This window comes from Actinoplanes lutulentus (assembly GCF_003259845.1).
GTDB lineage: Bacteria > Actinomycetota > Actinomycetes > Mycobacteriales > Micromonosporaceae > Actinoplanes > Actinoplanes lutulentus.
Genome location: NZ_QLMJ01000030.1, coordinates 87922 through 102440, shown reverse-complemented (window position 1 = coordinate 102440; position 14519 = coordinate 87922). Strand labels below are relative to the sequence as shown.

At 67.8% G+C, this 14519-nt stretch carries 14 protein-coding genes; 9 read left to right on the top strand and 5 right to left on the bottom strand.

Features of this window, described 5'->3' with window-relative positions; translation table 11 throughout:
* Positions 1-320 precede the first annotated feature (320 nt).
* Positions 321-671, top strand: a complete 351-nt coding sequence (locus B0I29_RS43300; protein ID WP_111655004.1) for a hypothetical protein — start codon at positions 321-323, stop codon at positions 669-671.
* Positions 672-1272: 601 nt separating this feature from the next.
* Here B0I29_RS43300 and B0I29_RS43295 read toward each other — a convergent pair.
* On the bottom strand, positions 1273-2538 hold the full coding sequence (locus B0I29_RS43295; RefSeq protein ID WP_111655003.1) for an MFS transporter: 1266 nt from the start codon (positions 2536-2538) through the stop codon (positions 1273-1275).
* Positions 2539-2898: 360 nt separating this feature from the next.
* Between B0I29_RS43295 and B0I29_RS43290 the strand changes: the two genes are divergently transcribed.
* The 4 genes from B0I29_RS43290 (at position 2899) to B0I29_RS43280 (ending at position 6200) form a co-directional block, all read left to right on the top strand.
* Complete coding sequence (locus B0I29_RS43290) at positions 2899-4239, top strand: NAD(P)/FAD-dependent oxidoreductase (protein ID WP_111655002.1); 1341 nt, start codon at positions 2899-2901, stop codon at positions 4237-4239.
* Complete coding sequence (locus B0I29_RS43285; protein WP_111655001.1) at positions 4223-4567, top strand: sigma-70 family RNA polymerase sigma factor family protein; 345 nt, start codon at positions 4223-4225, stop codon at positions 4565-4567. The genes B0I29_RS43290 and B0I29_RS43285 overlap by 17 nt, the downstream gene beginning before the upstream one ends.
* Positions 4552-4773 (top strand): hypothetical protein, encoded by a 222-nt coding sequence (locus B0I29_RS45500; protein ID WP_146617095.1) that lies wholly within the window; start codon positions 4552-4554, stop codon positions 4771-4773. The genes B0I29_RS43285 and B0I29_RS45500 overlap by 16 nt, the downstream gene beginning before the upstream one ends.
* A gap of 176 nt (positions 4774-4949) precedes the next feature.
* Positions 4950-6200, top strand: a complete 1251-nt coding sequence (locus B0I29_RS43280; protein WP_111655000.1) for a polyamine ABC transporter substrate-binding protein — start codon at positions 4950-4952, stop codon at positions 6198-6200.
* Positions 6201-6242: 42 nt separating this feature from the next.
* Here B0I29_RS43280 and B0I29_RS43275 read toward each other — a convergent pair whose 3' ends face one another.
* Positions 6243-7652 carry a CotH kinase family protein gene (locus B0I29_RS43275; protein ID WP_111654999.1) on the bottom strand — a complete coding sequence of 470 codons (1410 nt, stop codon included), beginning with the start codon at positions 7650-7652 and terminating at the stop codon, positions 6243-6245.
* A gap of 110 nt (positions 7653-7762) precedes the next feature.
* Between B0I29_RS43275 and B0I29_RS43270 the strand changes: the two genes are divergently transcribed.
* Entirely contained in the window at positions 7763-8365 is a 603-nt protein-coding gene (locus tag B0I29_RS43270; RefSeq protein ID WP_111654998.1) for a class I SAM-dependent methyltransferase, read from the top strand.
* Between the two features lie 12 nt (positions 8366-8377).
* On the opposite strand, the gene B0I29_RS43265 is transcribed toward B0I29_RS43270, so the two are convergent.
* The 3 genes from B0I29_RS43265 to B0I29_RS43255 all read right to left on the bottom strand — a co-directional run bounded on the left by B0I29_RS43265 (position 8378) and on the right by B0I29_RS43255 (position 10881).
* On the bottom strand, positions 8378-9049 hold the full coding sequence (locus tag B0I29_RS43265; RefSeq protein ID WP_111654997.1) for a GntR family transcriptional regulator: 672 nt from the start codon (positions 9047-9049) through the stop codon (positions 8378-8380).
* 129 nt (positions 9050-9178) lie between these two features.
* A complete protein-coding gene (locus tag B0I29_RS43260) occupies positions 9179-9958 on the bottom strand; it encodes an ABC transporter permease (RefSeq protein ID WP_111654996.1) in 780 nt (259 codons plus the stop codon).
* Positions 9955-10881: an ATP-binding cassette domain-containing protein gene (locus tag B0I29_RS43255; RefSeq protein WP_111654995.1), complete on the bottom strand. Its 927-nt coding sequence runs from the start codon at positions 10879-10881 to the stop codon at positions 9955-9957. Before B0I29_RS43255 ends, B0I29_RS43260 begins: the two co-directional genes overlap by 4 nt.
* A gap of 77 nt (positions 10882-10958) precedes the next feature.
* On the opposite strand from B0I29_RS43255, the gene B0I29_RS43250 reads away from it, so the two are divergent.
* The 3 genes from B0I29_RS43250 (at position 10959) to B0I29_RS43240 (ending at position 13768) form a co-directional block, all read left to right on the top strand.
* Positions 10959-11744, top strand: a complete 786-nt coding sequence (locus tag B0I29_RS43250) for a TetR/AcrR family transcriptional regulator C-terminal domain-containing protein (RefSeq protein WP_111654994.1) — start codon at positions 10959-10961, stop codon at positions 11742-11744.
* A 10-nt stretch (positions 11745-11754) separates the two neighbouring features.
* Entirely contained in the window at positions 11755-12408 is a 654-nt protein-coding gene (locus B0I29_RS43245; RefSeq protein ID WP_111654993.1) for an SDR family oxidoreductase, read from the top strand.
* A gap of 175 nt (positions 12409-12583) precedes the next feature.
* Positions 12584-13768, top strand: coding sequence for a cytochrome P450 (locus tag B0I29_RS43240; protein ID WP_111654992.1), 1185 nt, complete (start codon positions 12584-12586; stop codon positions 13766-13768).
* Positions 13769-14519: the final 751 nt, after the last annotated feature.

Sequence of the window (14519 nt, the reverse complement as noted above, 5' to 3'; positions counted from 1 at the left end):
ACCTGCGGTGGACAGCCGCGTGCGAGCGATCCCACCGGTCACCTCGACCAAGCCTGGCCGGGCTGCGGTCGTACTTCAATGAAACAAGTAGCCGCCGAACGGGCGCGCCGGGCCACCGAACTCGAACCGGCTCATCCCTGACTGCCCGGGTGCACAGCGTGAGCATGGCGCACTTTCCCAACTACTTTCACCCGGCGCGCGGCACGAGGCTAACCGGCGCCGTCCACGAAACCCGCAGACCGCAATGCCGCCGTCCGTGCGCCATCAAGACTTTCGTGGTTCGGCCTGATCACCCGTTTGCACTCGACCAGACTGTCCTGGTGAGCTTCGACCTGATGCTTGTCGACCCGGACACCGCTCCGACAAGCGAGCAGATTTACCAACGCCTCGACTCCGATGAACCGGAGGCCCTGCTCAGCAACCGAATGCGGGCAGCCATCGACGAGTGCGCGTCTCGCTGGCCTGGCTCTGACCAGGCCGACTCGCCGTGGGCATCCTGGCCGCTAGCCGACGAGACGGGGCCGTCCGTCATTGAAATCAACATCCAGCACGAGTTCGCCGATGACATGGTGCCGACACTTATAGAGATCGCCGGGCGCCACGGCATCGTCCTCTACGACCCCCAACAGGACGAACTCCACCTGCCGGCACGATTGTTACCACGCGATTGACCCCTCGGCCGCCGCCCCGAGACACGCCGCCGAGGACCCGCATCGGCGCGTGGTTCGCTTGAGATCTGGCGTCACCGCGAGTGTCGTCAGCCCCATGCTGATAGGCGTCGACTTTCTCGTCGGCGAGATCTAAGACCGGGCTCGATCAACGGCCTGAAGGCGTTGATGAATCGCCGAACAGCTCGTGGCGGAGCAAGCGTGCTGGGTGCGCTGATCAGGCCGGTGAGAGAGCCTCTGCCCGGCTTCTTCCGCCGCATCGGCGCAAGACCGCCGCGTCGGCGCAAGACCGCCTCATTGGCGCAAGGTCAGTCGCCGTCACCGCCGCTGCCGGAGGAGCTGTCGCCGGAGGAGCTGTCGTGCCCCGACGAGTGGTAGTGCCCGCCGCCTCCCACATCGAACGTCGGTTCTGCGCCTGGGGCCTGGGAATGGCCGGTCGTGCTGAAAGCTCGGTGCCCTGACGCACGACGTTGCCTGGTCGCCTTAACCACGCCGACAACAGCGAAGCCGACTATGACGGCCAGCAGCAAGAACTCCATACCCGCAGTGTGGTCTACGTCAGCAACTCGCGGGTGCCCGCCCGGGGTAGCGGTTTCGCCGGCCTCTACGGCATCCGGTTCGCCTTCGAACTGCGCGACGGTGAGCCCTTCGTCCTGGCGTACAGAGAGCCGCTGCTGTCCATCTGCCTCCAGGCCGGGAAGACCACCGGGCAGAGCGTGGCGAGCAGGTACACGCCGCCAACCGTCAGCAGCGCACCGGGCAGACCGGACGCATCCACGAGGAAGCCTGCGGCGAGTCCGCCCAGCGGAGTGATCAGCTGGACCGCGGCGGTCGTCGCACTCAGCACGCGGCTGCGCAGTTCCTCGGGCACCGTCTCGTACGTCACGGTGGTGATGATGGGGTTGAGTACACCGAAGGCGAGACCCTCTACCGCCATGATCACGGCGAGCGGGGTGAAGGTGTCGGTGAAGGCGGCCACCACGAAGCGCGGCAGGCCCCCGATGAGAAAAGCGACCGTGAACACCGGCCACCGGCGAAACCGGCTGCCCACAGCCCCGTAGATCAGCGCCCCTGTGAGTGCGCAGATGCCGAACGCCGCGTTCAGCAGACCGAGATCGATGGCACCAGCAAGCTGCTCACGGGCGTGCACGGGAAGAAGCACGGCACTCCATCCCTGGTCGAGGCCCCTGGTGACCAGCGTCATCAGGCACAGGCCCAGCAGCAGCGGCGTGGCCGCCACGAAGCGATAACCCTCCGCGAGCTCACGACGGTAGGCCGGCAACGACACCGGCTCGACCTGACGCAAGGGCTGCGCCTCGGGCAGGTCACGCACCCCGAACGCGAACAGCGGCGCCGCCACGGCGAAAGTCGCGGCGTCCACCAACAGCACGGTGTCGGCTCCGAGTACGGCGATCAGCACACCTCCGAGAGCGGATGCTGTCAGCGCCGCGCAGCGTGCCGCACCGTCGTACAGTCCGGCGGCCCTGGTCAGCGGCATTGCGGCGCGTTCGGCGAGCGCGGGCAGCAGCACGCCGCGGGCCGTTTCACCAGGGGCACGGAACAGCCCTGTCAACGCCATCAGCGCGCACAGCATCCAGAACTGCAGGATGCCGGCGAACTGCAACAGCGGAATCGCCGCTACAGCGGCTCCGCAGGTGAGATCCGAGGCGACACTCACCCGCCGTCGTCCCATCCGGTCGATGACCGGACCGGTGACAAGCGCAGCGAGTACCGCGGGCAGCAGTGTGCAGAACGCCACCGTCCCGGCCTTGACGGCACTGCCCGTGCTCTGCAGCACGAACCACGGCACGCCCATATACGTGAGACAGTTGCCGGCGATCGAAACGAGGTTGGCGGCAAGGACCGTCATCAGCGGACGGCGATCACAAGTCACAAAGTGTTCGGGCACTACGGTGGTCTCCCTGCGAGGAAGCACCCACCGCGAACGAAGCAGGTCAGCCGGTGGGCGAGGCGAAGTCGTCAGCGTCTGGCGCGCATAGCGAGGCGCACCGCGATGCGGTGTTCACTAGCAGCGCCTCCAACACTTCGCCGGGATGACCACCCGGCACCTCCACACATCGTCACCCCGGACGCCGGCACTTCGCAACGACGATCCGTTCATCACTGGCCGGCGCAGCGGACTGGGCTGGGGGACGCCAGGTGGGAGCCGGCGGTTGAACGGCACGCTGAGAACCTGTCACAAAACGTGGGGCTGTGCGGTCATACCCGTATGCGGACGATTCTGGTGGTGGGTGGCGGCTATGCCGGGTTCTACACGGCGTGGAAGCTGGAGAAGAAGCTGCGCCGAGGCGAGGCGCGGGTTGTGCTGGTCGATCCCCGGCCGTACATGACGTACCAACCGTTTCTGCCCGAGGTGCTCGCCGGTTCGGTCGAGGCGCGGCACGCGGCCGTCGCTCTGCGCCGGCACCTGCGCAAAACAAAGATCATCTCCGGTACGGTCACCGCCGTCGATCACGAGCACAAGACCGCTTCGGTACGCCCGGTGGACGGCCCGGAGTTCCCCATCTCCTATGACGTCATCGCGGTGACGGCGGGCGCGGTGACCCGGCAGTTCGGTGTGCCCGGCGTGACCGAGGAGGCGTTCGGTCTCAAGCACGTCGAAGAGGCTGTGGCGATCCGGGACCGGCTGCTCACCGCGTTCGACCGGGCGTCGACGCTTCCCGACGGGCCGCTGCGGCGCAAGCTGCTCACTGTCACCTTCGTCGGCGGCGGGTTCTCCGGTGTCGAAGGGTTCGGCGAGCTTCTGTCGCTCGCCACGGGGCTGCTTCGTGCGTACCCGGAAATCGCCTTTGAAGATCTTGATTTTCACCTGGTCGAGGCGCTCGGCCGGATTCTGCCGGAGGTGACCGAGGGACCCAGCCGGTGGGTGGTGCGTGAGCTGGAGAAACGCGGCGGGCGGGTGCATCTGAACACCCAGCTGGTCTCCGCGGTGGAGGGGCATGTGGTGCTGTCGAGCGGCGAGGAGTACGACTCGGGGCTGATCGTGTGGACGGCCGGCAACGGGGCGAACCCGATGGTGCGCAGCCACACCGACCTGCCGATCAACGAGCGCGGCATGGTGACGGTCCGTGCCGACCTGCGCGTCGGCACCGACGAGAACCCGGTGATCGACGCGTGGGCCGCCGGTGACGACGCGGCCGTGCCGGATCTGGCGGTGGGCAGGCCGGGTGCGGCGACCGTGCCGAACGCGCAGCACGCGGTGCGCCAGGGCAAGCTGCTGGCCGGCAACATCGTGGCCGTTCTGCGAGGCCGGATGCCCCGGAACTATGTGCACCACAGCCTCGGCACGGTCGCGACGCTCGGGCTGGGGCGGGGCATCTTCCAGTACCGTGGAATCGTGATCAAGGGCTGGCCGGCGTGGCTGATGCATCGTGGTTATCACGTACTGGCCGTGCCGAGCTGGGAGCGCAAGGCCCGGGTCGCGGCGGTGTGGCTGACAGCTGTCTTCTACGGACGCGACATCGTTTCGCTGGCGTCGGTGCAGGATCCGCGGCACGAGTTCGTCTCCGGTGGTTCCGGCGCCTCGACCGGGCATGCCCGATCCTCATGACGATGTCGTCGGCAGGCTGATCACGGCCTGCGGGGCCGCTGACATCGACGCGATACGGAAGGTCCTCGTTCCGGAGGCCGTCGCCGTCTGTGACGGCGGGGTGCTGCCCGTCGTGCACGGCGCGGACGACGTCGCCGAGCTGGTGATCGCACTGCTCGGCGGTCCCGGCGAACTCACCCCGGAGTCGGTGAACGGCCAGGCCGGGCTGGCCCTGCGTAGGGCCGGCCGGGCGGTGGCGGTGGTGGCGGTGACATCGGCGGGCGAGCGGATCGCGGCTCTGTGGATGGTTCTCCATCCGATCAAGCTGACCGGATGGCATCGCCCCTGACCACGCTCGTGCCCTCGGCCGGCGAAGGACCGGCCCAGCGCTACGAGCACGAGCAGGGTCCAGGCGGCTGTCAACGCGTACCCGAAGGTCTCGCCGATGAGCGTGCCCAGCAGGCGGTGAGCAATCTCGAAGGACCCGACGTCTCCGTCCGCGGCGAAGCCGGGAACCAGGAGGGGCCCGCGCGCCAGACCGATCACGGTGGGTGATTTGCGTACTCTCGCAGTCGCCTCGGAACTGGCCGTAGGCATCGACGAAAAGCGACTCCGACCAGGTACTTAAGGGTGAGAAGTACCATTGGATCATGATGCGCTCGTAACAACCGTGTACCCGGTGTGTGACCATGCCACGCGAGCGCGAGCACCCGTACCTTGATCGGAGTCCCATGTTCTCCCGCAACACCCCCGACCCCATGCTCCTGCGCGGCCTGACGTCCCGGCGGCTCGGCCGCCGCGACGCGCTGCGCATCGGCGGACTTTCGGCGCTCGGCGCCGCGCTGGCCGCCTGCGGAGTGGAGGGCAAGGGCACCCCGGCGGCAAGCGTGGACAGCAGCACGATCGCCACGTTCTGGGCCGGTAAGTCGCAGAACGGCAAGCTCGACTTCGCGAACTGGCCGCTGTACATGGATCCGGAGAAGCCGGAACTGAAGGCGTTCACCGCCAAGACCGGCATCGAGGTGAACTACCAGGAGGTCATCCAGGAGATGGGCCCCTGGTTCGCCAAGGTGCAGCCGCAGCTCTCGGCGAAGCAGGACATCGGCTTCGACCTCATGGTGATCACCAACGGCGTGCAGTTCGGGCAGTTCCGTTCGGCCGGGTTCCTGGCGCCGCTGGACCACACCCGGCTGCCGAACTTCACCAAGAACGCGGCCAAGACGTACACGACCGAGGCGTTCGACCCGGGCAACGTGTTCAGCGTGCCGTGGGCGTCCGGGATCACCGGCATCGCGTACGACCCGGCCAAGGTCGACCGGCCGATCACCAAGCTCGCCGACCTGTGGGACCCGGCGTTCAAGGGCAAGGTCGGGATGATGTCCGACCTGACCGAGCTGGCGAACTTCGGCATGCTCGCGGCCGGCGTCGACCCGGGCACCTCGGACGAGGCGGGCTGGAAGAAGGGCGCCGCGAAGCTGCAGGAGCAGAAGGACAAGGGCATCGTCCGGCAGTACTACGAGCAGGACTACGTCGACGCCCTCGGCAACGGCGAGGTGTGGATCACCCAGGCCTGGTCCGGCGACATCTTCCAGAAGAACCTCTCCGACGGTACGAACTACAAGTTCGTGATCCCGGAAGAGGGCGGCACGATCTGGACCGACAACTTCACGATCCCGATCACCGCGGCGAACCCGGTCGACGCGATCACGCTGATCGACTACTTCTACGAGGTCGCGAACGCGGCGGCGCTGGCCGAGTACATCAACTACGTCTGCCCGGTTCCGGCCGCGCAGGCGCAGATGCGGTCGGACGCCGCCGAGCTCTCGGGTGACGAGAAGAAGGAGATGCTCGAGGTCGCGGAGAGCTCCCTGGTGTTCCCGAGCGAGGCGGATTACGAGAAGCTGCACTACTACGTCAGCTTCAACACGGCCGAGGAGCAGCAGGACTTCACCAAGGTCTTCGAGCCGATCGTCCTGGGCTGAGCCTTGACGGGAGGGCCGCGAAAAACGGCCCTCCCACGAAACTCAGGCGAAGATCGTCGCGATCTTCTCGGACTCGCTGGTGATCGTGTCGGCGCTGACCAGGTCGGTCGCCTGGGCGGTCAGGACGGCGGCACGCTTGTCGAGGATGGTCTTGGCGGTGCCGCTGGTGTAAAGGCTGGCCTTGAGGTCGGTCTGGGCTTTTGTGTACGCGGCCGCGAAGGTCGTGTTCGCCTGGAAGCGCGTCACGAGGATGTTGCTCCGCCCACCGAAGCCACCGCCGCCGTTGCCCTTCCCACCGCCGCCGGTCGGCGCCTGTCGCTGGCCCCCATCGTTCTGGTCAGGCGCACCGCTCGGAGCAGCACCACCACCAGCCGGCATCCCCCCACCACCGGGCATTCCGCCGCCTCCGCCCATGCCTCCGAAAGCCAGGTTCAAGTCCCAGTTCACCACCGTCATGATCTTCGTGTCGGCGGTGTAGCGGAGATACGAGTTGTTGCCCGGCCCGTCGATGTCGTCCGAGTTCTGCACCAGCTCCTGGAACGCGAGATACTTCGCGAACGCATCCACATCCAGGTATTTCCCGAGGTCGGAGCCGAACGTGGCGTCATCCGACTCGTTGATGAACTTCAAGAACGCGATCAGCGGCGTGAAGTCATCCTTGTCACCGCTCTCCTGGTCGAAGACGTCGTCGTACTTCGCGGCGTCGTCACCCCGATAGCTGTAATCCCCGTTCGACTCGGCTTTATAGAGAATCCCGGACCCGTCGAAGTTGTCGGCCATCCACTTGTCGCCCGGGTTCTCCACGACGAGGCGCAGCACCTCGGTGCCGCCGTTCACGCTGAGCCGCGTGGAGAACGACTTCTCGGTCGCCAGCCCGGCCGACCCGAGCAGTTCCAGAGCAACCGCCTCGTTGAGCGCCGACTCCGAGTTGTTGGACCGCACCACGAACTCGGTGTAACCCTGGTGCGCCTGCCCGTCCACGTACTTGTCGAGCCGCACCAGCCACGGCAGATCCTCGGGATTGTCCGCGGAGATGCTGTTCCCACCCATTCCGCCGCCGCCCTGCCTGCCGGTGGTGGTGGCGGCAGCGGACGACGACGTGGAAGCAGAAGACGACGACGAAGCGGTCAGCCCGCGCAGCGACGAGTTCCCCTTGAGCCGCAGCCCGGCCTTCTCATAGGAAACCCCGTCGATCGTCACCGCCGTCTCGATCCAGTCCTTCGTCTCGTTGTCGAGATAGGACGCGATCATCGTGTCGTACGCGCTGTCGTCGAACTTCAGCACGATGTCGTGCACCACGCCGCTGTCGAAGATCGTGGCGTTCGCGCTGCCGGACGACGTCTTGGTGGCGCCGGCGGCACAACCACCGAGCGCGGCCAGGCCGAGAGCTCCGGCCAGCGCGGCGCCGAAGCGGCGGCGCGAGAGAGTGTACGAGGAGCCGGGTCCCGACATGAGTCATCCTTCGTAGCCGTGCGACTGGACCCCTCTAGAAAAGTTCACCCGCCGTTGTCCCGGATGTGCACAACCTGTGGGTTCCATGACAACCAATACCGAGGGGTCACATGAACTTCGAGGAGATCTATCAGGACAGCACCCCGCCGCCGTGGGAGATCGGTGGCGCTCAGCCCGCCCTCGCCGCTGCCATCGACGCCGGTGAGCCGCGGGGGCCGCGTGCTCTCGATCTCGGCTGCGGCACCGGTGACCTGGCGATATCGCTGGCCCAACGGGGTTTCGAGGTGACCGGGATCGACATCTCGCCGACCGCCATCGAACGCGCCCGCGCCAAGGCCGCAGCGCTCCATCTCGACATCACCTTCGCCGTCCAGGACGCCACGAACCTGGACACCTCGGCAAAACGATTCGACTCGATCTTCGACTCCGGGCTCCTGCACAACCTCGTGCGGATCAGCAGCGGCGTCGACGCGTACCTCTCGGCTCTCCCCCGCCTCGCCGCGCCCGGCGCGACCCTCTTCGTGCTCGCGGTCTCGTCGCGCGCACGCCAGGGCTGGGGGCTGAGCGAGGAGTTCCTGCGCGCCGCATTCGCCGCGCCTGCCTGGATCGGCACCTCAGTCGAGGAGATCGACATAACCGCCCTTCCGGGCGGCGAGCAACTCACCCTGAGCGGTCATCTCCTGCGAGCGACAACCCCACTTGGGTACGCGTAAAGCACCCCGCCGTCACTGAAGACGAACCGGGGTTTTCCGGCCACGGATCGCGATGATGGCGTTGAGGCTGTGCTGGCGGGTGCAGCGTTCCAGCTCGTCGGGCGGTACCTCGCCGGAGCGGATCATGCGCAGCAGCTCGTCGTGTTCGTCGACGGCGCTGGCCAGCCGGTGGGCCGGCCAGCGGGAGGCGAGGACCCGGGACGCGTCGATGCGGTCCCAGAGGCTGTCGAGTGATTCGACCAGGTAACGGTTGTCGCTGTTCGCGTACAGGGTCCGGTGGAAGAGCCGGTGCAGCGCCATGACCTCGCCGTGCTGGTCGGCGGGGCCGCCGGCGTGGGCGCGCAGGGCGTCGTTGAGGCGCTGGGCCTCGCCGAGGGCGGCGGGGGTGATCCGGCACTGGGCGCGGCGCATCGCGTACCCATCAAGGAGCGCAAGCATCTCGACCAGCTGTTCCCACGCCTCGTCGTCGAGGGTGTTGACCCGGGCGCCGACGTTGCGTTCGAAGGTGACCAGGTTTTCCGCCTCGAGGCGGCGGATGGCCTCGCGCACCGGGACCGGGCTGACGTCGAGGTCGCGGGCGATGGCGCTCAGAACGAGGCGTTCGCCGGGGCCGTAAACGCCGGTGAGGATGCGTTCACGGATCGACCGGTACACCGACTCGTGTTTCGAAAGGAGAGACGACATAGACCCCGTCCACGGTGATCGTATATCTTTCGATGGATCGTATACGATCCGAGAGTCGTCGCTACGGGGGCGGGCGACAAAGGTGCCGGGGCTGCCCAAGTGGGGGGTGGGCAGCCCCGGCACCCCTCGTTACGCCCGCAAACGGCGGTAAGCGCGCGCCGACAGCGGCACGAACACCGCCGTCAGGACGAGCGGCCAGGCCAGGGCCAGCCACACCGCCCCGTCCTGAAGGATGCCGGCGGTCACCCCGGTCGGATTGCCGAACAGCTGGCGCACCGCGGTCGCTGTGGCGGACAGCGGGTTCCACGCCGCGATCGCGCCCAGCCAGGCCGGCATCGTCTCGGCCGAGACGATGGCCGTGGACAGGAATCCGATCGGCCAGACCAGCACCTGCACGGCGGCGGTCGCTCCCCCGCCGCGGAAGCTCAGGCCCAGGAAGATGCCGATCCAGAGCACGGCGAACCGCAGGAGCAGCAGCAACAACACGGCGAGCGCTGCCGATGCCGGATCCGAGGTGATCCGCCAGCCGACCAGCAGGCCACCGACGATCAGCACGAGCAGCTCGAACGCCGAGTTGGTCATGTCGGCGCCGACCCGGCCCAGTGCCACCGACGCGCTGCCGATCGGCATCGAACGGAACCGGTCGGTGATGCCCTTCTTCGCGTCGTTCGCCATCGCGGTCGCTGTGGACTCGACGCCGAACATCATGCTGAGCGCCATCATGCCGGGGAGCAGGTAATCGATGTACTCACCGCCGCCGGGCAGGGTGATCGCCCCGCCGAACAGGAACCCGAAGACGAGCAACAGCATGATCGAGAAGAGGACACCGAAGATCGGCGCCCACGGTTCGCGTACCCAATGGGCCAGTTCTCGCTGGGTGAGGATCCAGCCCGCGCGGATCGTGGTCATCGGACCGCCTCCGGTGAGGTGAGTGCCAGGAACGCCTCGTCCAGGGTGGGCCGGCGAAGCTGCAGGTCCTCCGGGGTGACGCCTAGGTCGTCGAGGGTGCGGATGATGCCGGCCAGGCTCTCGCCGGCCAGTTCGACGGTGATCGTGCGGGTGTCCTCGTCGACTGTCGCTGTCGGGCCCAGCTTTTCGGCCACCCTGTCGAGGCGGTCCCGCAATGCCAATGTGAGCGTGACGCGATCTCCTCCTACGTGGCGCTTGAGCTCGGTGGGCGTACCTTGGGCAATGATTTTTCCGTGGTTCATCACGGAGATCTCGGAGGCGAGCTGGTCGGCTTCGTCGAGGTACTGGGTGGTGAGCAGGACCGTGGTGCCGCGCGCGGCGATCTCGCGGATGGTGGTCCAGACCTCGTTGCGGGCGCGCGGGTCGAGGCCGGTGGTGGGTTCGTCGAGGAAGAGCACGGCGGGGGTGAGCAGCAGGCCGGCCGCGATGTCGAGGCGGCGGCGCATGCCACCGCTGTAGGTGGAGACGGCTTTCTCGGCGGCGTCGCTCAGACCGAAAATGCTCAGCATCTCGTCGGCGCGCTCCTGTGCCTGTGTTTTGCCGAGGCCGTAGAGGCGGCCGAACATCACCAGGTTCTGCCGGCCGCCGAGGACCTCGTCGACGGCGGCGTTCTGACCGATCAGGCCTATCCGGCGACGGACCTGCGCGGCCTGGGTGCGCACGTCGAATCCGGCGACGCTGGCACTCCCCTCATCGAGATCGATGAGGGTGGCCAGGGCTTTCACCGCCGTGGTCTTGCCGGCGCCGTTCGGTCCGAGCAGGCCGTGGATGACGCCGGCCGGCACGTGCAGGTCGAATCCGTCGAGGGCGGCGAGGTCGCCGTATCTCTTGCGTAATCCTTCGGCGATCAGGGTGTGCACCAGGGCGCTCCTTAACTCCGTATACCTTACGGACTTTCGTTGCGTCGAACACCGTACACCTCACGGGGTAGTCTTCGCACATGGAAAATCGGGAACCCGACCGCACGCTGGAGCTGCTCTGGCGCCGCACCCTGGGCACACCGCAGGGCAAACGCGGGCCGAAACAGCGGGTCAGCGTCGACGAGGTGATCGAGGCGGCGATCGCGGTCGCCGACGAGGAGGGCCTACCGGCGTTCTCGATGCGCAAGGTCGCCGACCGGCTCGGGCTGAAGCTGATGAGCGTCTACACCTATGTCCCGGGCCGTTCCGAGTTGATCGGCCTGATGGTCGACGAGGTGATCGGGTCGCACGAGCATCCCGTTTATGCGGGCGACCTGCGCGAGCGCGTGACCGTTATGGCCCAGCACATGTGGGACGAGTACCACCGGCACCCGTGGCTGCTGCAGGTGGAGAACAGCCGCCCGTGGATCGGCCCGAACAGCTCCGCCCGCTACGAATGGCAGCTGGCGGCACTGGAGGGCGCCGGTTTCAGCGACCTCGACATGGACCAGATCGTCACGTCGATCGGCGCCTTCACCGCCGGCACGGCCCAGATCTCGATCAGCTCTCGCCGGACCGCCGAGCAGACGGGGATCACCGACGCGGACTGGTGGGCGGTGAACGCGCCGGTGCTGGAGCGGGTGATGGTGCCGGGCGCCTACCCGATCTCCGGCCGGGTGGGCACGGCGGCCGGCGAGGCGTACAACGCGGTCAGCGACCCGGATCGCACGTTCCGCTTCGGCCTGGCCCGCCTCCTGGACGGCATCGAGCTGCTGCTGCAGGCACGTGGTGATCAACACGAGATTCGCGACGAGCCCGCGAGGTAGCGTCGCCTGCATGGACGTTCTGGTGGTCGGTGGACACGGCAAGATCGCACTGCGCCTGCTCGGGCTGCTCGCCGCTCGCGGTGACCGCGCCCGCGGGCTGATCCGCAACCCGGATCAGGCCGCCGATCTGGAAGCGGCCGGCGCGATCCCGATCATCGGCGACCTGGAGTCGGACGCGACCCTGGAGCCCTACGTGAAGGGTGCGGACGCCGTCGTCTTCGCCGCCGGCGCGGGCCCCGGCAGCGGCGACGCCCGCAAGGCGACGGTCGATCTGGGCGGCGCGGTCAAGCTCATCGATGCCGCACAAGCCCTTGGGGTACGCCGATACGTGATGATCAGCTCGATCGGAGCCGACCGGCCCGAGGCGGCGAGCGGCTCGATGCTGCCGTACCTGCGCGCGAAGGCCGAGGCCGACCGCCGGCTGATCGACAGCGGCCTCGACTTCACGATCATCCGGCCCGGCTCGCTGACCGACACCCCGAGCACCGGCCGGGTCCGCCTGACCACCGAGCTGGGCGGCCGGGCGTCGGTGGCCCGCAACGACGTGGCCGAGGTGCTGGCCGAGGTGCTCCGAACCCCGTCGACCGCGGGCCTGATCGCCGAACTCTTCGCCGGCGACACCCCGGTCACCGAGGCGGTCCGAACCCTGCGCCCCGCTCCCTGAGGACCGCGTCGACTTCGGGCGCGATCCGCACCTCAAATCGACACACGACGGAGTCCACAATGTTGCGTGTCGACTTCGGGTGCGATCCGCGCCCCAAATCGACACGGTGGTGGTGGGTCACCCGGGCGGGGCTGGGCGACGGGCTCGTTTGGCGGGGCGCGCGACACTGGGCACCATGGACCACGAAACCGCGCTCGCGTCGCTGTTCTCGCCGGACGGGCGCCTCGACCCGTACCCCGCCTATGACGCACTCCGCGAGCACGCGCCGATCTTCCAGGCGCTCGACGGGCGCTGGTTCGTCACGACGCACGAGCTCACCAACCGCCTGATGCGGGAGCCGAGCCTGCGGGTCGCGGACGCCGGCGATTACGACATCGGCTGGCCGGACTGGCGGGAGAACCGCGCGGTCGCGTCCATTGTGATGTCGATGCTGCAGTACAACCCGCCGGAGCACACCCGGGTCCGCCGGGCCGCGGCCGCGACGTTCACCGCCCGCCGCGTCGCCGGGCTCCGTGACGTGATCACCACGATCGCCGAGGACCTGATCGACGAGATGCCGGATCGGGCGGACTTCGTCAGCGCGTTCGCCTATCCCCTGCCCATCGGGGTGATCTGCGCCCTGCTCGGCGTGCCCGAATCTGATCGGCCGTGGTTCCGCCAGCGGGCCGCCGACCTGACCGTGGTCCTCGAACCGATCAGCAGCCACGAGGAAATGAGCGCCGCCGACACCGCAGGCCGTGAGCTGGAGGATTACTTCATCGGCCTGATCGCCGAACGCCAGAAGAACCCCCAGGACGACCTGACCACCGCCCTCGCCGCCGACAAGTCACTGACCGGCCAGGAGCTGCTAGCCAACCTGGTCCTGTTGCTCGTGGCCGGTTTCGAGACCACCACGAACCTGCTCGGCACCGGCCTGGAAATCCTCCTCGCGCGACCCGATCACGGCGATCGGTTGCGCTCCGACCCGGGCCTCGCGCCCGCGTTCGTCGAGGAGATCCTTCGGTACGACTCACCGGTCCAGCTGACAACCCGGTTCACCAGCACCGAGCTGGATCTCGGCAACGGTCACCGCCTGCGCGCCGGCACCCCGCTGACCATGCTGCTCGGCTCGGCGAACCGCGACCCGGCCCGTTACCCGAGCCCGCACCGCTTCGACCCGGACCGCCCGAACATCCAGCCGGTCTCCTTCGGCGGCGGCGCCCACTATTGCCTCGGCGCACCTTTGGCCCGCTTGGAGGCCCAGGTCGCTTTCCCCCTCCTGCTGAAAAAGCTCCCCACCCTGAAACCAGCCGCCACCCCGGTCCGCCGCGACCGCCTGGTCCTCCGCGGCTTCGCCTCCCTGCCAGTAACCACCCGATAAGCCCAGCCAGCAGGCGCCCCCACCGCCGATCTTGCTAAGCCACGCAACACGCGAGTTCCACCACTTCAGCGGGCCAATCCGCCGAGAACAGGCTGATCAACGTCGGCCACGTGGACGGGTGGACGGGTGGACGGTTTAGCGTGGATGAGGTCGCACGGATGCGGTCTGTGTGACTTCACCACGGCCAGGGCGTGGACCCGGGCACACGGTGGCGTTACGTGCGACCTGATCCACCCTGCGACAGTGCCCGCCTGGCCCGGCCCTGACCGCTGATCCGGCTGGTTGTCAGTGCTGGACCCTGCTGATCAATTGAGCTAGCCGTCTACCCGGGGATGCGTGCCGTCGAATCGTGGTCGGGTGTGTTCTGCCGCTGGAGATCTCGTCGTCGCGGGGACGAGCCGTAGCTCAGATACGTCATGAGGGCGCGATGACCTACCTGGCCTACGGCTCGCACCGACCAGCCGTAGCTCAGACACCTCATAACAGCCCGATGACCTATCTGAGCTACGGCTCGCCCTGCGGACTCACCCCCGGCAGGCGCCTCACCCCCGGCGGCCGGCTCGCCCCCAGCAGCCGGTTCGCGTCAACGGCCGGCTTGCCCTCGGCGAGCTGCTCGCGTCAACGGCCGGGGTCGGTTCGCCTCGCCGGGCCGGAGGCGACACGGTGCGAGCACGCCGCCCGGAGTGTGTCGAGTTGAGGTGCGTATCGAACCCGAAATCGACACAGCCGTCGGGAACGCGCGGTCTTGGGT

Coding starts and splice junctions, on each gene's coding strand:
- B0I29_RS43260 (WP_111654996.1), bottom strand. CDS start 9,958: ATGACCACGATCCGCGCGGGCTGGATCCTCACCCAGCGAGAACTGGCC.
- B0I29_RS43285 (WP_111655001.1), top strand. CDS start 4,223: ATGCCCGATCCTCATGACGATGTCGTCGGCAGGCTGATCACGGCCTGC.
- B0I29_RS43265 (WP_111654997.1), bottom strand. CDS start 9,049: ATGTCGTCTCTCCTTTCGAAACACGAGTCGGTGTACCGGTCGATCCGT.
- B0I29_RS43250 (WP_111654994.1), top strand. CDS start 10,959: ATGGAAAATCGGGAACCCGACCGCACGCTGGAGCTGCTCTGGCGCCGC.
- B0I29_RS43295 (WP_111655003.1), bottom strand. CDS start 2,538: ATGACGGTCCTTGCCGCCAACCTCGTTTCGATCGCCGGCAACTGTCTC.
- B0I29_RS43245 (WP_111654993.1), top strand. CDS start 11,755: ATGGACGTTCTGGTGGTCGGTGGACACGGCAAGATCGCACTGCGCCTG.
- B0I29_RS43240 (WP_111654992.1), top strand. CDS start 12,584: ATGGACCACGAAACCGCGCTCGCGTCGCTGTTCTCGCCGGACGGGCGC.
- B0I29_RS43270 (WP_111654998.1), top strand. CDS start 7,763: ATGAACTTCGAGGAGATCTATCAGGACAGCACCCCGCCGCCGTGGGAG.
- B0I29_RS45500 (WP_146617095.1), top strand. CDS start 4,552: ATGGCATCGCCCCTGACCACGCTCGTGCCCTCGGCCGGCGAAGGACCG.
- B0I29_RS43280 (WP_111655000.1), top strand. CDS start 4,950: ATGTTCTCCCGCAACACCCCCGACCCCATGCTCCTGCGCGGCCTGACG.
- B0I29_RS43275 (WP_111654999.1), bottom strand. CDS start 7,652: ATGTCGGGACCCGGCTCCTCGTACACTCTCTCGCGCCGCCGCTTCGGC.
- B0I29_RS43290 (WP_111655002.1), top strand. CDS start 2,899: ATGCGGACGATTCTGGTGGTGGGTGGCGGCTATGCCGGGTTCTACACG.